At 32.2% G+C, this 21,076-nt stretch carries 24 protein-coding genes and 1 pseudogene; 9 read left to right on the top strand and 16 right to left on the bottom strand.

Annotated features, from left to right (window positions below; genetic code table 11):
- Positions 1–40: 40 nt before the first annotated feature.
- On the top strand, positions 41–1,462 hold the full coding sequence (locus ACE193_RS05735; RefSeq protein WP_375562047.1) for a metallophosphoesterase: 1,422 nt from the start codon (positions 41–43) through the stop codon (positions 1,460–1,462).
- A gap of 147 nt (positions 1,463–1,609) precedes the next feature.
- On the opposite strand, the gene ACE193_RS05730 is transcribed toward ACE193_RS05735, so the two are convergent.
- Positions 1,610–2,119, bottom strand: coding sequence for a thiol-disulfide oxidoreductase DCC family protein (locus ACE193_RS05730; RefSeq protein WP_375562046.1), 510 nt, complete (start codon positions 2,117–2,119; stop codon positions 1,610–1,612).
- Between the two features lie 177 nt (positions 2,120–2,296).
- Here ACE193_RS05730 and ACE193_RS05725 point away from each other — a divergent pair, with 177 nt between their 5' ends.
- The 3 genes from ACE193_RS05725 (at position 2,297) to ACE193_RS05715 (ending at position 6,525) form a co-directional block, all read left to right on the top strand.
- Positions 2,297–4,468: a hypothetical protein gene (locus ACE193_RS05725; protein WP_375562045.1), complete on the top strand. Its 2,172-nt coding sequence runs from the start codon at positions 2,297–2,299 to the stop codon at positions 4,466–4,468.
- Positions 4,469–4,894: 426 nt separating this feature from the next.
- Positions 4,895–5,788 carry a hypothetical protein gene (locus ACE193_RS05720; protein ID WP_375562044.1) on the top strand — a complete coding sequence of 298 codons (894 nt, stop codon included), beginning with the start codon at positions 4,895–4,897 and terminating at the stop codon, positions 5,786–5,788.
- Between the two features lie 218 nt (positions 5,789–6,006).
- A complete protein-coding gene (locus ACE193_RS05715) occupies positions 6,007–6,525 on the top strand; it encodes a hypothetical protein (protein ID WP_375562043.1) in 519 nt (172 codons plus the stop codon).
- A gap of 39 nt (positions 6,526–6,564) precedes the next feature.
- Here the strand turns inward: ACE193_RS05715 and ACE193_RS05710 are convergent, their stop codons facing one another.
- Positions 6,565–7,578 (bottom strand): IS110 family transposase, encoded by a 1,014-nt coding sequence (locus ACE193_RS05710; protein ID WP_375562042.1) that lies wholly within the window; start codon positions 7,576–7,578, stop codon positions 6,565–6,567.
- 289 nt (positions 7,579–7,867) lie between these two features.
- On the opposite strand from ACE193_RS05710, the gene ACE193_RS05705 reads away from it, so the two are divergent.
- Complete coding sequence (locus tag ACE193_RS05705) at positions 7,868–8,293, top strand: hypothetical protein (protein ID WP_375562041.1); 426 nt, start codon at positions 7,868–7,870, stop codon at positions 8,291–8,293.
- A 4-nt stretch (positions 8,294–8,297) separates the two neighbouring features.
- Here ACE193_RS05705 and ppk2 read toward each other — a convergent pair whose 3' ends face one another.
- Positions 8,298–9,095, bottom strand: a complete 798-nt coding sequence (gene ppk2 / locus ACE193_RS05700) for a polyphosphate kinase 2 (RefSeq protein WP_375562040.1) — start codon at positions 9,093–9,095, stop codon at positions 8,298–8,300.
- A 140-nt stretch (positions 9,096–9,235) separates the two neighbouring features.
- Between ppk2 and ACE193_RS05695 the strand changes: the two genes are divergently transcribed.
- Positions 9,236–10,084 (top strand): M23 family metallopeptidase, encoded by an 849-nt coding sequence (locus ACE193_RS05695; protein WP_375562039.1) that lies wholly within the window; start codon positions 9,236–9,238, stop codon positions 10,082–10,084.
- 55 nt (positions 10,085–10,139) lie between these two features.
- On the opposite strand, the gene ruvC is transcribed toward ACE193_RS05695, so the two are convergent.
- The gene (gene ruvC / locus ACE193_RS05690; RefSeq protein ID WP_375562038.1) at positions 10,140–10,694 is read right to left on the bottom strand and encodes a crossover junction endodeoxyribonuclease RuvC; all 555 of its coding nucleotides are present in this window, start codon (positions 10,692–10,694) and stop codon (positions 10,140–10,142) included.
- A 118-nt stretch (positions 10,695–10,812) separates the two neighbouring features.
- On the opposite strand from ruvC, the gene ACE193_RS05685 reads away from it, so the two are divergent.
- The gene (locus ACE193_RS05685; protein WP_375562037.1) at positions 10,813–11,850 is read left to right on the top strand and encodes a hypothetical protein; all 1,038 of its coding nucleotides are present in this window, start codon (positions 10,813–10,815) and stop codon (positions 11,848–11,850) included.
- A gap of 8 nt (positions 11,851–11,858) precedes the next feature.
- Here the strand turns inward: ACE193_RS05685 and ACE193_RS05680 are convergent, their stop codons facing one another.
- From ACE193_RS05680 to ACE193_RS05630, 11 genes and pseudogenes are all read right to left on the bottom strand, one after another.
- Positions 11,859–12,578 (bottom strand): phytanoyl-CoA dioxygenase family protein, encoded by a 720-nt coding sequence (locus ACE193_RS05680; protein ID WP_375562036.1) that lies wholly within the window; start codon positions 12,576–12,578, stop codon positions 11,859–11,861.
- A 3-nt stretch (positions 12,579–12,581) separates the two neighbouring features.
- Positions 12,582–13,391, bottom strand: coding sequence for an endonuclease/exonuclease/phosphatase family protein (locus ACE193_RS05675; RefSeq protein ID WP_375562035.1), 810 nt, complete (start codon positions 13,389–13,391; stop codon positions 12,582–12,584).
- A gap of 28 nt (positions 13,392–13,419) precedes the next feature.
- A pseudogene (locus tag ACE193_RS05670) lies at positions 13,420–13,986 on the bottom strand (IS630 family transposase); the annotation flags it as partial.
- A gap of 31 nt (positions 13,987–14,017) precedes the next feature.
- The gene (locus ACE193_RS05665; protein ID WP_375558679.1) at positions 14,018–14,461 is read right to left on the bottom strand and encodes a helix-turn-helix domain-containing protein; all 444 of its coding nucleotides are present in this window, start codon (positions 14,459–14,461) and stop codon (positions 14,018–14,020) included.
- A gap of 56 nt (positions 14,462–14,517) precedes the next feature.
- Positions 14,518–15,030 carry a shikimate kinase gene (locus tag ACE193_RS05660; RefSeq protein ID WP_375562034.1) on the bottom strand — a complete coding sequence of 171 codons (513 nt, stop codon included), beginning with the start codon at positions 15,028–15,030 and terminating at the stop codon, positions 14,518–14,520.
- Positions 15,031–15,156: 126 nt separating this feature from the next.
- Entirely contained in the window at positions 15,157–15,654 is a 498-nt protein-coding gene (locus ACE193_RS05655) for a hypothetical protein (RefSeq protein WP_375562033.1), read from the bottom strand.
- A 209-nt stretch (positions 15,655–15,863) separates the two neighbouring features.
- Positions 15,864–16,169 (bottom strand): hypothetical protein, encoded by a 306-nt coding sequence (locus tag ACE193_RS05650; protein ID WP_375562032.1) that lies wholly within the window; start codon positions 16,167–16,169, stop codon positions 15,864–15,866.
- The gene (locus ACE193_RS05645; protein WP_375562031.1) at positions 16,159–16,650 is read right to left on the bottom strand and encodes a hypothetical protein; all 492 of its coding nucleotides are present in this window, start codon (positions 16,648–16,650) and stop codon (positions 16,159–16,161) included. The genes ACE193_RS05650 and ACE193_RS05645 overlap by 11 nt, the downstream gene beginning before the upstream one ends.
- Positions 16,647–16,970 (bottom strand): hypothetical protein, encoded by a 324-nt coding sequence (locus ACE193_RS05640; protein WP_375562030.1) that lies wholly within the window; start codon positions 16,968–16,970, stop codon positions 16,647–16,649. Before ACE193_RS05640 ends, ACE193_RS05645 begins: the two co-directional genes overlap by 4 nt.
- A gap of 49 nt (positions 16,971–17,019) precedes the next feature.
- Positions 17,020–17,391: a hypothetical protein gene (locus ACE193_RS05635; RefSeq protein WP_375562029.1), complete on the bottom strand. Its 372-nt coding sequence runs from the start codon at positions 17,389–17,391 to the stop codon at positions 17,020–17,022.
- 17 nt (positions 17,392–17,408) lie between these two features.
- A complete protein-coding gene (locus ACE193_RS05630) occupies positions 17,409–18,476 on the bottom strand; it encodes a sodium-dependent bicarbonate transport family permease (RefSeq protein WP_375562028.1) in 1,068 nt (355 codons plus the stop codon).
- A gap of 129 nt (positions 18,477–18,605) precedes the next feature.
- Here ACE193_RS05630 and ACE193_RS05625 point away from each other — a divergent pair, with 129 nt between their 5' ends.
- Positions 18,606–19,052, top strand: a complete 447-nt coding sequence (locus ACE193_RS05625; protein ID WP_375562027.1) for a hypothetical protein — start codon at positions 18,606–18,608, stop codon at positions 19,050–19,052.
- Between the two features lie 67 nt (positions 19,053–19,119).
- Here the strand turns inward: ACE193_RS05625 and ACE193_RS05620 are convergent, their stop codons facing one another.
- A complete protein-coding gene (locus ACE193_RS05620; RefSeq protein ID WP_375562026.1) occupies positions 19,120–20,034 on the bottom strand; it encodes a carbon-nitrogen hydrolase in 915 nt (304 codons plus the stop codon).
- A 321-nt stretch (positions 20,035–20,355) separates the two neighbouring features.
- On the opposite strand from ACE193_RS05620, the gene ACE193_RS05615 reads away from it, so the two are divergent.
- Positions 20,356–21,018 carry an NUDIX hydrolase gene (locus ACE193_RS05615; protein ID WP_375562025.1) on the top strand — a complete coding sequence of 221 codons (663 nt, stop codon included), beginning with the start codon at positions 20,356–20,358 and terminating at the stop codon, positions 21,016–21,018.
- Positions 21,019–21,076: the final 58 nt, after the last annotated feature.

Here is a 21,076-nt window from a genome sequence, read left to right as displayed (position 1 = left end):
AAAATAAACTCATTCTTTAATTACCTAACTACTTATTACCATGATAAATTATGTTTGTGTTTCTGATTTACATTTGGGAGCAGCTTCCAGTTTGATGACGTATGTAAATCCAAATAGTTTTCAGACTGACCCACAAAAACCTAGTCCAACGTTAGCAGAATGGGTAAAATGTATGGAGAAAATTATTTCTCAGACCAATCCAAAAGGCACAAAAAAACCAAAACTAATTTTGAATGGCGATATTATGGAACTTGCTCTTTCGAATACTAATGAAACTGCAATGGCTTTTGAGCAGTTTGTAAGGTTGATTTTTCCTGCTGATAAAAGTACCGAAGAGTGGGTTTTTGATACAGAAATGCACTTTTTACCTGGAAACCACGATCATCATTTATGGGAAAAGGCTAGGGAAACACAGTATATCAATTATATTGAAACTTTACCTCCAAATAGTTATTTGCCGATTCCTTGGCATACAACCAAAATGTATGAACCTCATCCAATTCCTGATTATTTTATGAATGGAATTATGCAAAGACAACCTCATTTGAAAGAAGCCTGTGTATGTATTTCTACAATTTATCCAAATTATATTGTAACCAATCAAGACAAAAGTAAAGGTGTAATTTTTTCTCATGGACATTATATAGAATCACTTTATACATTAATGAGTGAGTTGAAAACTATGATTTTTCCTGACCGTTTGCGTCCTCAAGACATGTGGGATATTGAAGCTGAAAATTTTGCTTGGATAGATTTCTTTTGGTCGACAATGGGACGTTCTGGTGAAGTTGGAAAAGATATCGAAGTAATTTATAATAAAATGCAAGACCCTAAAGAAGTGCGAAAACTAACTGATAATCTAGCTGAAAGTATTGCAGAGCGTTGGCAAAAAAATGCAATCAAAGAAGTAATTACAGAAAAGTCTTTGCAATGGATTTTGGGAGAAGTATTTGAAAAAATTGCCAATTCTGAACGTGGAGTTCCTCACAAAGTATTAGATGACAAAACAAAAGCAGGACTAACAGATTTTATAGAAAAACCTGTTTTGTTACAAATGAGAGCCGAAATGGGACAAATCCCACCTAATTTGAGTTTTATTTTCGGACACACACACAAACCGTTTGAAAAAATGATGACTTTTAGTGGCTTTCCACAAGCTGTAAAAGTCTATAATGACGGAGGTTGGGTTGTTGATACAGTTGAACAACAGGCTTTTCATGGTGGAGCTGTTGTTTTGGTAGATGATAATTTGGATTGCCTTTCACTACGTATGTATAACGAAGGCAAATACGAAATTTCGGTAGCAGAAGCCAAATATGAAACTGAAGAACATTCAGAATTTTTCAACACTATTTCTAATTTAATAGATACTCAACATGAGCCTTTTGCTAGTTTTTGTAAAGTGATAGAAAAAGAAGTAGCAATTCGTCATGCTTACCTGCGTTCTAGTGTGGAGAGTTAGGAATTGGGAATTATAGCATTTTTCAACTTTGACAGTCCTTTCACAAGGCTGTCAATAGTTTGAAAAATAAGTACTTCGCACCAAACTATTGTCAGAGTTATTTTGGATTACCAAAAAACTACTGACAAAGTTTTTATGAACAAACACCTATTCTCTCTTTTTTCCTAATCTCAAAACTAAACTTCCTCCAATAAGCGCACCTACACCAGCCCAAACCCAAAGAGAAGGACGTATTTTTTTAGGATTTTCTCCCAAAAAGAAATGTGAAACGTCATATAAAAAAGGACGGTTGTTAGCTACTTTTTGATAAAGCCATTCGGTAAGTTCTGCAAAATTTGGATTTAGTTCATACCAACTCATCGGCAAATCAGTTGCGCCTCCTAATTCCAAACTTTTAAAAGCAGCCGAAGCACCTGAATAAACTGTTCCGTCTGGTGTAATCAAACGAACAGCTTTTTGAAATAATTTTGTATCTAAATCGGGAAAATCATTCGCTGCTTCTTGATAAGGATGCAAATCAATATTTTTTTCATCGACAATCATTTGCCATTTGGTTATCCAATATTTACAAAAACCACACTCTGCATCCCAAATTAAGACTGTTTTTTGTGGAGCATGTAAAGTAGAAAGGGAAGTTTGAGAAGGAAGAGAAGACATGATATATTTGTTTTTGATTGATAAGAATTTGTAAATGGTTATTAAACAGAGTTAAAACTCTGTTGATATATTTTTGTTATCTGTTTTATTAAAATGCCTCAGAACTCCTTTTTTTCGTATATTTGATTAATTTTATTTTTTGTTCCTTTTTTCTGTAATCTTCTCTGTAACTATTTCATGAATACGCATTCTACCTCTACAATCTGTCTTTTGATTACTGAAGAATATTGTAGTGCAGCTTTTTATAATTCTCAAAACTTACTTTCTATCCCTTATCAAGGAAAAGAATGTGTAGAACTTTTCTTTGAAATAGATACTCAAATAAAGCCTATTTCGAAAAAACAGTATGAGAGTTTGGATGCTTCTGTCAATGCACTTCGTCATCCTTCTTATGGAATGGAAAACAACAAAACCTTTGATTGGCTAGGTGCTTCTCATCCCTACGAAAAATTATTTGATAGCATCATAGAAAATATAAAAATAGAATTTGAACGTTTGTCGCCCAGTTATCAAGGTGTTATTCCTTTATTATGTGTTTTTTCTCCTGCTTTTTCAGCAACACTAATTGAAAAATTTAATTCTTATTTTACAAAAAAAGGTTTTCATATTCTACCTTACCAGTCTTATATTGGTTCTTTGGTAGAAGGCAAAAATCTTGCTTTACAAGCTTCAAAATCGTCTCTTACTTTTATAGAAAGTTTTGGAGAACGGATTATGCTTACGCTTATTGGAGAAGAAAGTGCAACAAGTTTTTCCACTAAAAAACTACAAGATGTTTCAGATTGGGATTTTGAAAGAGAGCTAGTAAAATTTGTTTTGCAGCGAGCCATGAGACAAGTTCCGACAGGTGTAGATTTGGATGAAGAAGTCGCTTTGCATTCTCACAGAGCAGAAGAATGGCTCAATCAAATTAGAGAAGAAAAACAGAGCTTTATTACAGTTCGTTTGTCAAGTGGAACAAGTGCGACAGCAACCATAACGGCACAAGAAGTTCAGTTATTACGTATTCAAGACCGAGAGCTTGCCGAAAAAGTCGTTGAACATACCAAAACAGATTCAGAAATTTATTTGATAGGTAATTTACTTTTACAATCCGAATTAAAGGCATTATTAGTTCATAGACATTATACCATTCATACGCTTACCGACGAAGAGGCTACTCGTTATATTTTGAGAGGAATGAAAAATCATTTGGACAATCAAGAGAGGGATGAGCCTGTTTTGGTAGAAGAAACACTCATAAAAGAAGCCATTCCACAGTTTTTGGTGTATCAATATTTTTTACCTAAAAAAATATGGAATGCTCATGTAAGTTCGCAAAACTGGAATCAAGAAACGGTAGATAAAATAGTCAAACAAAACGGTTTGGAGGTTTTGCCTGCTTTAGAAATTTTATTGAATCAAGCACAAGAACTAGCCAAAGATGAGTTGCTTTCTACCGAACAAATGAAAAGTTTGCGTATAAAAGCACGAGAATTAGATATTAGTGAAAATGAATTCGAACAGCGTTTGCAGGCAGCAGGAATACGTGTTTTGCCGTTGCGTGAACTCTTAGAAACCAATGTAGAAAGACGAAAAGTAGGACGTTTTTTTCCAAGTGAATATTACCCTCAACTTTTGGCAGTAGCCGAACAAAATGGTTTTTCAGAGAAAGAACTCAATATTTTTTTCCGTCAAAGAAATTTAAAATTACAAACACGAGAAGAAATTTTAGATTTAGAACTTCAAGATAGAATGAAAGGAAAAGTGCTTTCACAAGAACACTTTCAAGAGATTTTGGAAGTCGGCGACAAACTTCATTATTCGAAATCTGATATAGAAATTTTGTTGGATAAACGCAAAATAAAGGTCAGCAAACCTAAAGGAGTAGGTGTTTTTCTGATTGCAGGAATTGTATTTGCTGTTTTGGCAGTCGGAATTATTTTAGCTCTTCAAATTCCAAACTCTCCTTTTTCGTTTTCTACCAGCAATTCTACTGAAGTAAAAAAAGAATTTAGTAGTGATAAAATAGAAAATCCAGAGCAACTTATCGGAAAATATGCAGGTACTGTTTTTCATACCGAACTCAACAGAATCAAAAATAGTAGAATAGAAATTTTGGCTGTCAGAGAAGAAAATGGAGAATATATTTTTACGTATTCCATTCCTCAAGACCGTTTTACGACGTGGAAAGGAAAGATAAACCTAGAAGAAAAAACGATTGATTTTATGCCTCCCGAAAATGCTCGTCATAGAGTAGAAAAGTATCGTTTTTATAGAAAAAACTACAAAGAATCCGACGGAACAATTCGTAGAACTGATATTGTACTTGAAAATCTGAAAGATACGACACAGGTTTTTGTGAAGTAAAAAATGTATAACAGACTTCCTAGTCTGTTCGAAAAGTAGAAAAACACCAAACTCTAAATTTTATAAAGATTTCTTTCTTTTTAAGTTTAGGTTTTTTTGTTGTTTTATGAATTTTAAATTTTAAATAAAAATATAATTGTAATTTGATTCATTGAATAAAAATGCTATTTTTAGAAAATAAAAAAATGATACATAAAATAAATTTGTTAAGCGTTGTCTTTGACTACAATTTATCAGTTTGGCAAAGGTATTTTGTATTTGGAATACTTGACAACGTAAATCTGAAGATTTCCTAACTGATAGGGTTTGTACATACATTTATGTTTTTTACTGTTTTTTGTTTCTAATTTATTAGATTTGTAATCGTTGTAGAACAGAAATACAGAATACAAATACACGGCTGGAAGCCGAATACATAGTCCTCACTTGCGAAGACGCAAGCGAGAGCAATCTTGCGAGCGACGGCTGGGGGAAGCTGCTACAATCGGAGCAGGAGTTGCTGTTGCTTCAGCTCTTATAAGTACTGGTATAGGTGCAGTTGCAGGTGCATCAATGATGAGTACAGTAGCTGGAACAACATTAGCAGGAGTAGGAGGTGCAGGAGCAACAACGTTAGCAGGAGCATCAGGTGCAGGACTTGCGATGGGAAGTATAGGGATAGTAATAGGAAGTACTATTGTAGGTTCTTTGGTTACTCAAGGGCTAGCGAATGTCTTTGGATTACAAGACGGATTTGATAAAAGAGGGTTTGAAGCTGACTTAGTCTATTCTTTGCCTGACGGTATCATTACTGTAATGACAGGAGGACTAGTTAAAATTCCTAAGAAAAACTGGCTTAATAAAATTTTAAGAAGAAAAGGAAAAACAGAAATCGATGCAAAAAACATAGACGAAGTTGGGGAAGTTTTAGAGGCAACAGAGAAGCAATCAAAGAAAATAATAGCAAACACGACAACTGTTGATAGCCCCCTAGGTATAATAGGTGCAAGTTCTAAAATAGTAAAGCTAATAGGAAAGGATCTAGAAGATCTTATACAAGCTGACGCAATAAAGAATGGATACAAATATACTGCAAAAGAATTGAAAGAGATGACTAGAACAATGGCAACAAAAATGGTTAACAATGAAAGAAGAATAAGAAAGGAGGCGTTCAGAACACTAGAAGATGTTAGTGAAATAAGACATCTCATCACTATAGTAGATGGTGTATTCGAAGTGAAAACTGCAATGATACAAGTAAATGGTGGTACTATCATAAAGGAAGAGTTGAAACAATACATAGAGGGTGATGATGGTAATACAACACCTGAAGGAAATTAATCTTATTAATACGATAAATCACTTTAAAAGTAGGTAAGTTCTAATTATATTTGAGCATAATATTAGACTACTAACTATTTCTAGTGGCAAACAAAGTTAGAACCTTAAGTTTGCTGCTAGAATACTAACAATAAAATAATTCAGTTGATATGGAAAATAATAGTAAGCCATTTTTATTCTTAATTACGTTCTTTGCAATTCTTTCTATAATTTTTCCTATGATATTCCTTGGAATCCCTTTTGGGTCTGGAATAAAGAGTATCATATTTAGTGCTGCTTCTGCCACTGTAGTAACAGGAGTAATTATTATGTTTTCTTTTTTTTACGAGAAAATTAAAGTAATAAGTTGGAAAAATGTAATTGTAGTTTGTTTGGTATTTTCAATTGGATATTTTGGTTTGGCTTTTTTCTTAAAAAAACAAAGTCAGCAAAACCTATCTTTCGAAAATGAAAAAAGTTATTTTGAAGTTTTACAAGGTAAGTGGAAATGTGAAGTAGATAGTAGTACGAAGATGACTCTTCACTTTATTTCAAGAGAGAAAATTACTATTGAAGTTGATATAGTAGAGGAAGGTGTAAGTGAGCATTCTATGTATACAGGCAATTACACTCTTATTGATAAAAAACAAATATATGCTGTGGACACTACAAACACTTACGAACTATACATAAACATTGTAGATAATAATACTCTTATGATAGAGAATGAACCAAATAACTTATTATTCTATAAATAGAAAATCGTAGTTACCCCGAATTCTATGGTAAAACCAAGTCTATCCTTTAGAAAAATTGTTAAATTGTATTCCGTTTCTATTATATAGCGTTTTGTTTTTTACACAAGCAAAAACACGGTGTATAATTTTATTTCTAATGGCATTAATAACACTCATTTTAGCTTTCCCTTCTGCTACTTTTCTTAGGTAGTAATCTCTCATCTCCCCCTCTACTTTCATAGCAGATAAAGCACACATGTGCAAAGCTGTTTTGAGGGTTTTGTTCGCCATTTTTGACACTCTTGCCCTTCCTTTAAATTTTCCAGATGAATTTTCAAAAGGCACAACACCACAATAAGAAGCTAGTTGTTTGGCAGTATCAAATTTGGTAAACCCGTCGGTAGCTACTAGTAACTGAATCGCTGTTACTTTTCCAACACCTACTACAGAAGTGGTGAGCCGATAGAGTTCTTTAAGCTCAGGGTCATCTTTGATAATTTGATGCATTTGTTTTTCTATTTCTTCTATGCGAAGACTCAAGTGTTCCAACGTTGTTTTAGAGCTTTCCTCTAGAAGCTGCTGAATAGACGCTTTGCTAAATTGACTCTGCTCACTAACGTAGGTTTCTAGCTCCTGTCTATGAGTAACTAGCTTTTTTCGTAGTGTCTGCAAGGTTTTTAGGGTTTCTAGCTCTTGAGTAGGAGGAGTATATAAGTTCGCTTTGTCTTGAAAACGAAAGGCATAAGCTGCGATATTTTCAGCATCAACTTTGTCGCTTTTGAGCTTTTTGACACCCATAGAACGTTTAATTTGAATAGCATTTTCTACCCAAATGGCACAATCAAATTTCATCAAAGCGATAACAAGCCAGTTGATATACATACCTGTATGTTCCATACAAAACAAACTTTTCTCTAGCTCATAAAGGTCTTGAAAAGAAAAAAGATAGGTCTGTATTGTCTTTAAATTATTTGCAATACGCTGGTGATCTACTAACTTTCCTTCTTGAAGAATAGCAATATCTAAATGTTCTTTACTCACATCGATGCCTATAAAATTTTGGTAAGTCTGCATAAAAAGTTAATTTAGGGTTACCTAATTTAAAAAATGATTCATCATATTCAATCGGACTTAAAACCTTATCTAATGAGTTTATTTTTAGGTCAATAAAAATACTCCGAAAACTATTTGAGTTTGAGATTGAATAAAGGTAGGAAGAGGCTGTTTCGAGAGATAGATTTTTATAGTCTGGCTCGTTTCATAGGTTCTCTTCCTACTAGATGAATTCTTAAATACAAGATAAGAAATTACATCTATTTTATCTACTACAAACCTAAAGGCTCGTTTTTAACGAGTGATTTATATGTATTCGGCTTGTAGCCGTGGTTTTTGTGTTTTTTATTCAAGTAGTCTTTTTTCCTATCAGATAAATAAAACTTCTCAAAGCAAGTCTAGGGTAAACGCACGAAAAAAAAAATATACTCGTTTAAAGCAAAAAATTGTAGCTCTTAGAAGTCAAACCTCTTTTTTTGATAAAAATAAGTTTTTATCAGGTAGTAAAGATAGAAATTACAGATATACGACTACTACATATCAAACACCTTCATTAGATATATTAGCCTCAAATATTTATCTAAATGCTAGTTCATTTGGAAATCATTCTTCAAATCAACCTCAAAACGTTGATGTAAAATATTGGGAAATGCCTACCAAATATGCTATAAAAAGTGTTTTTTATGCTTTATTAGAGCAACTTATTTGGTTTAAAGAATTAATGAGAAGAATATAGATTTCTACTCAAAACTCCCCTTCGTATAAACCTTAGAAACAAATTTCTGCTCATCTATTGGCGTTCTAGCATAATGATTTGTTTCATCAATATCTGGAATATTTACTGGTTCTGGCAAAACATTTTCGTATTCTATTTGACTTAAAATATGTGTTATACAGTTTAGACGAGCAGATTTTTTGTGGTCAGAATCAATAACATTCCAAGGCGAAGTTTTGGTGTCGGTGTGAGCAAACATAGTATCTTTTGCTTTTGAGTATTCGTGCCATTTTTCTCGCCCTTTTAAGTCCATTCCACTTAGCTTCCATCTTTTTCTAGGTAAAAGTGTGCGTTCTTCGAAGCGTGCTTTTTGTTTTTCTGGACTGACCGAAAACCAATATTTTATCAAAATAATACCCGAACGAATCAGCATATTTTCAAATTCTGGACAGGAGTGCAAAAATTCTTGGTATTCTTCCTCTGTACAAAAACCCATTACACGCTCTACACCTGCCCGATTGTACCAACTTCTATCAAACAAAGCAATTTCTCCTGCTGCTGGTAGATGTGTAACATAACGTTGAAAATACCATTGAGTTCTTTCTCTTTCATTGGGCTTGTCTAAAGCTACAATCTTACAAAAACGAGGGTTTAGTGCGTCAGAAATTCTTTTTATTGCTCCTCCTTTTCCTGCTGCATCTCTTCCTTCAAAAATAATGGCTACTTTCAACCCTTTTTCCTTCACCCAAAATTGAAGTTTGACGAGTTCTCTTTGTAATTTGATAAGTTCTTTGTTGTAATTGATGTTTGTTTTGTGTTCCATAGTGATAAGATTTGCTAAAAATGGGTAGAGTTTTTTATAATTTTTATATAGTACTCAAAAAATACGTATTTTTGTAATTCATTTTGGTTTTTTTACAAAAAAAATCCATTAATCGTTAATCACTAATCACTAACAAAGTCTTGAGTAACAAAAAAACATTTTGGCAATGGTTTACACATCATTATTTGATGGTATTTCGTGATGAAGAAAATTTTGAAAAACTAAGAACAATTCGCTTCAACTTTGCAAGAGTTGTAGTTGTTTTGGCTGCTTTTGTTTTGCTTGTCTTTATTCCGTCCTTTTTTTTAGCAAAAGCTATTGCTGATTATCAAATTTCGACTTCTGAAAATCCACAGGCAAGGCTTTTTAAGCTAATGGAAAAATCAGATTCTTTAGAAGCCATAGTAGCAGAGCAAAATGCTTATTATGAAAACCTAAGACAAATTTTGGGAGGAGAGATTCCTACAACTACTATTTCAGAAGATTCTGCTGAATCAACAATCAATTCGACAGATGTAGATTTAGAAAAAATAGATTCGATTGATTTGGCTTTCAGAAAACAGTTTGAAAAAGAAGATTCAGAAACAAAAGGTTTGCGTACTTCGAAAAGTGAGTTGCAACAAGTTTTATTTTTTGCTCCTATTTCTGGAATTGTTACTAATAAATATAATTCGGCTAGTTCGCATTTTGGAGTTGATGTAGTTGCTCCAAAAAATGAAGTTATTAAAGCTGCTGCCGACGGAACAGTTATTCTATCTTCTTGGACACAAGATTCGGGACATACTTTAGCTATTCAACACAAACATCAGTTAGTTTCTTTCTACAAACATAATTCGGTTTTGCTCAAAAAAGTAGGAGAAACAGTAAAAGCAGGTGACCCTGTGGCAGTTATTGGAAATTCTGGCGAACTTACAGATGGACCTCACTTACACTTTGAACTTTGGTATGAAGGAAATCCTGTAAACCCTCAAGATTTTATTTCTTTTTAGAGTCTTACTTTTATAGGAAAAGGTGTGCCTTTTCCCTACTATTTTCTTACTTTATTTATTGAATTCTGTCAGGATTTTCTTCTAAGAATGCAGCCCATGAAGTACTTTTTGGAAGGAGTGCATTTTGCTGAAAATAATGACAAACTGCTACACCAACGGCATCAGTAGCATCTAATAAATCTGGAATTTCATCAAAAGAAAGCAATGTTTGCAACATACTAGCAACTTGTTCTTTGGATGCTGTTCCTTTTCCTGTAACGGCTTGTTTTACTTTTCGTGGAGCATATTCTTCTACCGAAACGCCACGAGAAAGGGCAGCAGCCATGCAAACACCTTGCGCTCTACCTAATTTGAGCATTGACTGAACATTTTTACCAAAAAAAGGAGCTTCTAAAGCCATTTGTTGAGGGTTAAATTCTTCGATGATGGTGCTTACTCTTTCATAAATTTTTTGCAGCCTTACATAATGGTCTTTCCATTGGGCTAACTTGATGACTCCAAATTGAATCAAATACATTTTATCGTCTTTGATTCCCAAAACACCATAACCCAAAACAACTGTTCCAGGGTCTATTCCTACTATAATTTGGTCAAAAGAAGTTGGTTTCATAAAGTAGCTGACACGTTAGCTTCGCTGATTTGCAATTCTAAGTGTCGTTTTTTTTAAGGTAAACTAAAAGTAGTGCGTTTTTTGTTTATGGATTGATTTCTACTTTTAAAATTAGTAAATGAAAAAACGTATTAATAAGAATAGTCAAAAAAATCTCTCCAAAAAAAATCTTTTTAGGCTTCTCAATTTTGTATTAATGTCTTTGGCTTGGGTTTATTTGTATTCTCAAATCAAAAATCATCAATCCTTTTTTTTACAAATAACCGATTTATGGAACGAATTGCAAAAAAATAGAGCAATTTTATTTATTGTTTTTCTATTAATGTTCATAAATTGGATTTTAGAAGCTAAAAAGTGGCAAATTTTGATAAAACCATTAGCAAAAATTAATTTATTTCAGTCTTTACAAAGTGTTTGGATAGGTCTTTCTTTAGCTACTTTTTTGCCTTTGGGGAATTTTTTAGGGCGTGCAAAAAATCTACCTCAAAAAAATCGTTTTGATTCGGCTGGTGCTTTGATTGTAAATGGAGGTTTGCAGTTTTGGGTAACTATGTTGGGAGGAGTTTTTGGAATAAGTCAGTTTTTAGAAATTAATAATTTTATTACTTTTCTGTTTTTTGGGTTTTGGATTTTGATTTATTTATTGGGATTGTTTTTTTATAAAAAATGGTCGTATAAGCAAGTGGTCGTCGGTGGAGACACCGACAACGGTAGAAAAAATAGAATTGTAAGACACTTTGAAAGTGTAAGACAATTAAAAATAATAGATAAAATTTTTTTTTGGCTACAAAAAAATCTTTATTTCGCCAGTCAATACTCTAAAAAAGATATTTTCAAAACTACTTTTTTATCTCTGGTTCGTTATATTGTTTTTTTAGTGCAGATGATTTTGATATTCAAAGCTGCTAATTTTTCTCTTTCTATTGAAAAAATAATTGTAGGTTCTAGTCTTTTATTTGCTGCAAAATCTGTTTTACCTGTGGGTGGTTTTTTTGTCGGACTTAGTGTAAGAGAAGCTACGGCACTTTACTTTTTTGGCTCTTTGGGCGAAGAGAAAGTTGTAACAATTACTTTTTTACTTTGGATTATTAATATTGGAATTCCTGTTTTGGTGGGTTCGGTTTTGCTTTTGAAGAATGCTAGAAAGGTAAAATGAATAGTCTTTTAAAAATTATTTAAAGTCATTTTTTCTGCCCAGTTTAATTTTTTTGGTAATTCTTGATTTGAAAGTTCTATATGAATCACTCGTCTTTGTTGGTCGTTTGTTGTTCTCTTCGAACTGTGTAAAAGCAAAGGTTTCATTAGCATTATTCCTCCTTTTTCCACATTACAAACTGTTTCTGATTCTATTTTCCAATCTATATTTTGGGGTTTGTATATTTTTTTGCGATGAGATTTGGGAATAACTCTCAATGCTCCATTATTTTTATCCGTTTTATCAAGATGAATACGAATAGTAATTATATTTTCCAAAATCGGCAAAGGAGGCTGAACAGCAAATTGATTTTGTTTGATTGTCCAATAATTAAAACCTTCTAATTCTATTTTTTTATCTACTGAAATAGTTAAATCTTGATGATAAGGAACATACCAATTTGAATTTTGAGGTTTATCAAAATAAATACTTTTGACAACAAAAAAGTCATTTTCTGCTAGTTCTTGAAGGATTGATTTGAGGTTTTTTGTAAAAATCAAATTGCTAATTTCAGGGCTTTCTTTTAAAAATTGACGAATGGCAAACAAATCAATGGATTTTCTAACTGTACTTTTTGTAGTATCTATTTTATCTATGAAGGTCGTTATTTTTTCTATTTCACTTTCAGAATATATCTGTGGAAAAATAGAAAAGCCATTCTCTAAAAGTTCTTTTTTATGTTTGTTCATTCTCTACTCTATCTTTGTTACAATTGGTAAATGATCTGAAGGATAATGACCATTTGTAGAAGTATTATCTATCAGAAGGCTAGTGATTTTACACTTATTAGATACAAAAATATAGTCTAGCCGATGGTGCAGATATTTAGAATAGAAAAGTCGTAATAACATCTTCTGAAAAGTATATTTTTTGTGTATTCCAACAAAGCTATAATTAATTTTATTTTTTACATTTAACGGATTTTCAAATGTATCTTTCAAATCACTTTGTTTAGCGATAATATTGTAAACAGCAGAGTTTGGTATAGAGTTAAAATCTCCTGTCAGTATTACGACATCATCATCGTTTTTGAGTTGCCTAATTTTTTGTAAAATAAGAGTAATTCCTTCGCTACGTGCCAGTTCGCTTTTGTGGTCTAGGTGTGTGTTGAAGTGTAAGGTTATTTTGTTGTTTTTTGTATCTCTTAGTTTAACGTAACTACATATTCTGTGATGCGATGAACCCCAACTTTTAGAGTAAATATGAGGTGTTTCGGATAGCCAAAACGTGTTTTTATCTAATAATTCAAAGCGTTCTTTATTAAAAAAAATACCTGTTTGTTCTCCAAAATCTTCATTTTTAGATGCACTCTTGCCGTAATATTCTAAATAGTTTAAATCATTTTTAATATCTTCGATTTGGTTTATTTTTGCTTCTTGTATTGCCAACAAATCAGGACGATGTTTTTTGATGAGTTTAATGATATTACCTTTTCGATTTGACCATTTTTTAGGAGAGTTAGATGAAAATTTAGGGTTGTCATTCAAGATATTATAAGTCATTATTTTTAACATAAGTAGTTAGACATAATTATCGTAACAATTTTCCTTTATATATAGTAAAATCAATTTTATACTTTTTACTATTGTATTTTTTTAGAATATTTTTTACAGCTTGATGTAAGTCTTCTTTACTCGTGAAATCTTGAGGTCTTAACCACTCTATTTTGATTTTTCTCCATAGTGTTTCTATGGGATTCAAATGTGGACTGTAAGAAGGTAAGTAGAAAATAAGTACTCCTTTCTCTTCCCATTCCTCTATTTTCTCTTCTATTTCTTTAGAAATATGCCAAGGTCCATTATCTAACACTAGAACAGTCGTTTTTTCAATTGTTTCTACAAACTGATCTATACAATCAATGATAACTTTAGAATTAATGTTTTGGGTGCTTACAAAACTGCTTAGTTCTCCACGCAAGTTAAGCAATCCAAATACATTTAAATTACCTCCCTTACTACTTTTAATGCCTACTTGTTCTCCTATTCTACACCAACCATAAGGAACATTGGGTTCTAAATTGAAGGAAGACTCATCACAAAAACGCAAATCTATACAGCCTGCTAAAAATAAAAGAATGAGAAATTCTAAACTACGTTTTTTTTCTTCATATACAACAGGGTCAGGTTTCTTAACAGTTACTTTTCTGAAGCGTTTCCAACACCATTTTTTTTTTAAGCAACCTTTTTAAAGTCTTGACTGACATAGATTTACCCAATTCCTCTTCCAATTGAGAAACAACTACTTTCAAACTTTGAGGACTGGCTTCAACTAGAGATTCTACTTTATTCATTTCTTCTTCATTATCTATACGAAGAATAGGGCGACGACCTTGTCCTTTACTCGTCTCTAATCCTGCTATGCCCTCTTTTTCATACCGATTAAACCAACGAATAACTAATTGGCGAGTAACTTGATAAAAATCCATTATCTCACTAACCTTTTTTCCTTGATGGCTTAAAAGAATGTAATGACAACGAGTACGGAAAGTTGATGATTTACCTTCTTTCCAACCTTGCTCTAAGGAAGATACTTCCTCTATACTCAAACTAATAAAACGTTTTTTTCCTCTCATAAAACAAAGATAAAAAAAATATTTAATAATTTTGTCTAACTACTTAACTTCATTTTTTAATACGTTTCTAATTTCTTCAAAAACATTTCTACATTATTGTTTTCTACTTCAAAATGAGCTTGCTCATAATATTTCTTTCTTTCTGTCCATTTTTTCTCAATCATTTCATAAAGCATTTCATAAGAAGTAGCATCTTTAAAAAGTGGACGATTATCGTTTTGTTTTTGCTGGGCTTCAAAGGTTCTTTGTGCTAAAACATTTATTTTGATATTCAGAAAACAAACAATTCCGTTTTCTTTCATTTTTTCCAAATTATCAAAAAAACAAGGCGTTCCTCCACCTGTTGCGATGATAGTTTTTTCTAAATTAAAGGTAAGCTGAAGTGCTTTCTGTTCTTCTTTTCTAAAAAAATCTTCTCCTTTTTGTTCAAAAATTTGTGGAATGGTAGAATTGTTATCTTCTTCAATTAAAGCATCTAAATCTAAGAAGTTATAGTTTAGTTTTTCTGCGAGAAGTCTTCCAAAGGTAGATTTGCCTGAAGCTGGCATTCCAATTAAATAAATAAGCATAGATGAATTACGAATTATGAAATAATCAGCATAGCTAATTACGAATTTATTTAATGATAACAAATTCAAAACAATGAGTATAGAAATGCAATTTTTCACTAATCACTAATCACTAATCACTAATCACTAATCACTAATCACTGTATCCTGTTTGCTGATAACTGCTTTATGTCGCATTTCACGAGCAATAATCGAATCTTGAAGTTGCTGAACGACTTGACGATGTAATTTAGATTCTTGTTGAGATTCTTTTAAAAGCTCTCTTTGTCTGTCTGTTTCTAACATTTGAAAAAATGCAAGTCCTCCCAAAATGAGAATTACACCCAAAGAAACAACAGCCACCAAACGCATTTTTTTGCTTGTCTTTTTGACTTTTTCTTCTGTTTCTGATGTGATTTCTGATTTTAATTTTTGTTCTACTTCTTCTCGTATTTCTTCTTTTACTTCGTTTCGTAGTATGTCTTTTGTCTCGTTTTCTTTTTTTCTCAACTGTTCATTTACTTCTGTCTGAACATAACTATCTAGGGCTTCAATTCGGATTTCTTCCTCTTTGAGCCATTGCAATAATTTTTCTTCCTTTTGTTCTTTTTCAGAATCAGATAATGAAATAAGAATACGTTTCATAGGTTTTGATACAGACAAAAATCAATTTTTCTCAAAAATACGTTAAAAAATATTCTATTTGGTAAACTTTGAGAACAGATAATCAAAACTAAAAAAAAAGAAGGAGAAATAATAGTGTTTTTTTGGTTTACAACGCATTCAACTCTTCTAAAACTTCCAAAGCTAAGAAACCATACGTTTTTTTAATTCCTTTTTTATATTCTGAAATTTCATATTTCTCTGTGATATCTTCCCACTTCTAAAAACATTAATTCTGTTTTATCTTTATTCAAATCCATTGAAAACGATATAAATTTCTTTTCAGCAGTTACGATAATTCCCTCATCTGTATTCATTCCGTGAAAATCTTGCTCATAATCTAAAAATAGAGTGGTTTTTGGATTAATTTCTTTTTCTAGCAAAATTTTATGAAGTGCTAAAGGTATTCCATTTTCTCTCCAATATTTTGCTTCTGAAAGAATATTATCTTTAGTAATAGCATTTTGTTCTTGTACATTTAGTCTTTTAATACTCATTTCTTCGTGCTTTTAAATAATCATCAAAAGTCGGATAGTGGATAATATTTCCTATTTCATCTACTTTCAAATACTGATTTTGATATTTTAGTAAGTGAGCCAATAGTTTATTTTGATGTGGAAAGGGAAGAATTTTTTTGAAAATTGAAATTAATTCTAATTTAGAATCCAATTCAAAATGACATTCTCCATCATCATGAGAAGATAATTTTCCATAATTTTTGATTATTACTTCAAAATTAATCAAACCTAATTCTTGTTCATTTTCTAAAAACCTAACTACATCTTTGACAGTTGATAATTTTGGAATATCGTTTTGAGTAGCCCAACCGAATTGCTTATATTCTGTTGCACCAAAATCTGTAATATCGCTTTCTAACTCTTGAGGTAATAATTTTAGACCATCTAAAGTAGAGAGTTCAAGGACATAAAATAAATACTTGTCTTCTATTTTTTTGTATAAAAATAAGCTAGGAATCATTTTGAAGGTAAATTTTGTAATTCTGTGATTGCGAATTTTATAGTTTCTTTTAGCTTAGAAATATCATAGCAAGAATACACTGCTATCGGATTATCCCAATCCGAATTTTGGATAATGTAAATCTTAAAATGAGAATCTTTAGTTATTTCTGCATATTCTGGATACCATCCTATATCAATTAGACTATTTTTTTCTTTATATTCTATTTGACAAATATCTTCAGTTAAGCATTCTTGCTGCTCTTCTAAGGGAATAGTTAGATTTAAATATGTATTTCCGTAATATATTCCTCCAAATAAATTCAATTCTTTTATGGTCATTATTTTTATAAAAATTGATGAAAATTATATATTTGGCAATATTTGATTTCTATTGTAGGTCTAATAATTCCTTCAATAACATGTGAGGTAATGTAGAATAACTCTTACCTTTCTTTTGCAATTTGGAATAAATAGTTTCAACAGTTTTCCAAAATATTTTTCTCTGTTGCTCATTAAGTTCTGAAAGAGGAACAATACGATCAACTATGTCATTTTCTGTTACAAATCCCCAACCCATCTCTAAACTCTCATCAAAATTTCGTGGAGGTGTATAAGATTGAAGGAAGCTGGAAACAATGTTAGCATCTACATCTTGTTCTTGATTCAACTCATTAATAAGAAGGTTTAAAATCATATCATAGGCAGTCCATCTTACACTAAACTCTTTATTTTCATCAATTTCTATGAAACCACTAGCCATTTTTTTGATATTTAAAATTACTGAATCAACATAAAATAAATAGGCATTCCGACAGTAATATTGAAAGGAAATGTTACAGCTAAAGCCATCGGAATAAAAAGACCAGAGTTAGCTTGTGGAACAGCAATTTTCATCGCAGCAGGAACAGCAATATACGAAGCACTCGCTGCCAAAATTGCAAAAATAAAACGATTTGCAATATCATCTGTAATAAATCCACTCAAAACAGCCGTCAGAGAACCATTAAAAATAGGAATAATAATCGCAAAAAGTGCTGCAAACCAACCAGACTTTAAAAAGGCACTTAGTTTTTTTCCACTTTCAATTCCCATTGCTAAAAGAAAAATAGCTAAAAATCCTTTAAAAATATCAGTTGTAAAAGGCTTGATTCCTTCGGCTTGTTTTTCGTCTGCAATAAGTCCGATAATCAAACTTCCCAAAACCATCAAAACACTACCATTTGTAAAAGAGTGAATAATGATATTTTTCATTTTACTAACAGAGGAAATATTTTTTGGAGTAGCATGGTAAGTATCATCAATCTGAAAATCGTGAGTAGGAATAATTTTAAATTCAGATTCTTCCATTTCTTCCTCTTCATTTCCTTTTGCTTTATCTTCTTTTTTATTGTAAAGCATAATCAAAGCTACACCAACAACAATCGCAGGAGCTTCCATAAGAGCCATAACAGCAACCATGTGTCCACCAAAAGTGAGATTTTGAAGTTCTAAAAAAGAGGCAGCAGCTACAAACGTAACGGCACTTACCGAACCATAAGAAGCTGCAATCGCACCAGCATCAAAAACAGAAAGTTTGCGCTTCAAGATAAAAAATGTATAAAGAGGAACAATTACAGAAAGAAAAATTCCAAACAGAAGTGAAAATAAAATTTCTAAATCAAATGTACTATGCGAAAGTTCTTGTCCACCTTTAAAACCGATAGCGAAAAGAAGATAAAGTGAAATAAACTTGACCGAGCCAGCAGGGATTTCTAAATCACTTTTTACTTTGACAGCAAAAATACCCAACACAAAAAATAAAAGTGTAGGGTTGGTAAGATTGGAGAGCAGTAAATCAAAATTCATTAGTTGTAGGGCTGATAAATAAAAAGAAAAAATAAATTATTTATTTATGCAGAAAGAGTATGCAAATGTAGTGAAGGAATTTGATTTTTATCTAAATTTACCTTCATAAATTCACTATTTATTAAAATTATGCAAAGACATTTCAAGTACTCAAAGGGTTATGTCAATATTGATGACACAAATATTTATTTAACTGAAACAGGAAATTGGTCTGAAACCAAAGAGCTTTCTGAAAAAATGAGTAATCAGTTATTTAGGAGGTATGGAAATGCTATTGCTATTTTAGGAGTCTGTTTGGTAATTGCTTTGGGTGGAGTTTTTGCTTTTATTTCTAGTCAAAAAATTAGAATTGGTGGAGTAATTAGTGTGATAGCTGTTCTATTTTTCTTTTATCAAGCTGTAAGTTCTAAAATGGGATACAAATTTTACATTCCAAAAGAAAAAATCATCAAGGTTTCTTCTCATAAAAATATATTATTTCTCAAGTTTAAAAATGCTTCTGAGAAAGAAGAGATAGTGAGAATTTCTGATATTGAAAAGATAGATGAGGTAATTGAACTACTTAAGAAGGAATAATAAATTTCTAATATTGAAAACCTCGGCGACGGCTTCATTTGAGCCTCGCCGACGGTTCAAACATGATTTAACTACGATAACGTTTCAGTAAATCCGAATACGCATCAATTCGTCTATCTCTAAGAAAAGGCCAAATACGACGGACATTTTCACTTCGTTTCATATCAATCTCTACAACATTATTTTCTTCTTTGTCTTTCGTTCCTTCAAATAAAAATTCACCTTGTGAACCTGTTACAAAACTATTTCCCCAAAAGGTAATTCCGTCAGTTACACCTGTCGAATCTTCTTCAAAACCTGTGCGATTAACAGAAATTACTGGCAAACCGTTGGCTACTGCGTGTCCTCGTTGTGAAATAATCCAAGCATTTCTTTGTCTGTCTTTTTCGTCTTGTGTATCGCCTTTTTCCCAACCGATAGCCGTCGGATAAATCAAAACTTCTGCACCAGCGAGAGCCATAAGTCGTGCCGCTTCTGGATACCATTGATCCCAACACACCAAAACTCCCAAACGTCCGACAGAAGTATCGATAGGCTCAAAACCTGCTCCTTCATCACTCACACTTCTTTTTTCATAATCCCCTGGGGTAAAATAGAATTTTTCATAATAGGCTGGGTCGTCTGGAATGTGCATTTTTCGGTATGTTCCTGCTATTGTTCCGTCGTTTTCCAAAACTACGGCTGTGTTGTGATAAATTCCTGCTGCACGTCTTTCGAAAATAGAAGCAACTACAACTACACCATATTCTTTTGCCGTTTCGGCAATGGCATTTGAAGTATACCCCGGGATAGTTTCGGCAAGGTCAAAATAATTTACATCTTCACTTTGGCAAAAATAAATGTTGTTGTGAAGCTCTTGTAAGACAACTAGATTAGCTCCTTTTTTGGCACATTCTCTGATGCCTTCTTGGCTTTTTTTGATGTTTTCTTCTCTGTTTGTACTGCATGTTTGTTGGACTAAACCAACTTTTAGATTTTTCATAAATTAATTACGAATTAAAAATTACGAATTACGAATTTAGCTAACCAATAGTTCGGCAAAGCCAATTACGAAAACATAATTATTATTTGAAAGGTATTTTAAAGGCTTCAAGCCAAAATTTAATTTAAAACTTGCCGTTTTTGGTATTATTACCAACAATGCCTACTCTAAATTTTAAACAAAATAAGTCTATTAAGCGTATTTTCTATTGTAGAATGAAATTAACTGGTTACTGTTCACTACTTACTGGTAACTGCTAGTCGTATTTTGTAATTATAATAGAAATTAACTAAAAACTGTTTACTGAAAACTGATAACTGAATGAGCGATTTTATACAAAAACTCAAAAACCGTTTGGATTCTCCTCTTCGTCCTGCTGAAAAAGCACAGCGATTGATGGAATCTTCGGCACGAACAAAAGAATTTTCATTTCAATACAAAGAAAGAAAAAAAACACGAGTTGCAGCCGTTTTGATGTTGCTTTATCCGTATCAAGACGAAAATGGAAACGAAAAATTTGACTGGAAGATGCCTTTAGTTTTGCGTCCTCCTTATGACGGAATGCACAATCACGGAGGACAAATCGGCTTACCAGGAGGAGGAAGAGAAGAACAAGACGAAAATTTGATGATGACTGCCATTAGAGAAACACAAGAAGAAATAGGCGTTATCGTTCCAAAAATCAATATTTTGGGTTCTTTGTCGGATTTATATATTCCACCGAGTGATTCTATGGTAACTCCTTTTGTTGGTTTTTTGGATTCGAAACCTGATTTTATCCGTGACCCAAAAGAAGTCGATAGAATTATTGAAGCTCCTCTTTCGTCTCTTCAAAACCCAAAATTACGTTTGCAGAAAAAAGTAACTCTACCAAATAAAATAGTTTTAGACGTTCCTTATTTTTCTGTAAATGAGGATTCTATTTGGGGTGCAACGGCAATGATGTTGAGTGAATTTTTGCATTTGATAGAAGAAATTGATTGATTCAGAATGTAGCTTACTCTTTAGAGTGAGAAGTATTTTCTATATAGATCAGTCTCGT

The sequence above is a fragment of the Bernardetia aquimarina genome (assembly GCF_042180575.1).
Classification (GTDB): Bacteria; Bacteroidota; Bacteroidia; order Cytophagales; family Bernardetiaceae; genus Bernardetia.
This window is presented reverse-complemented; position numbering and strand designations above follow the sequence as displayed.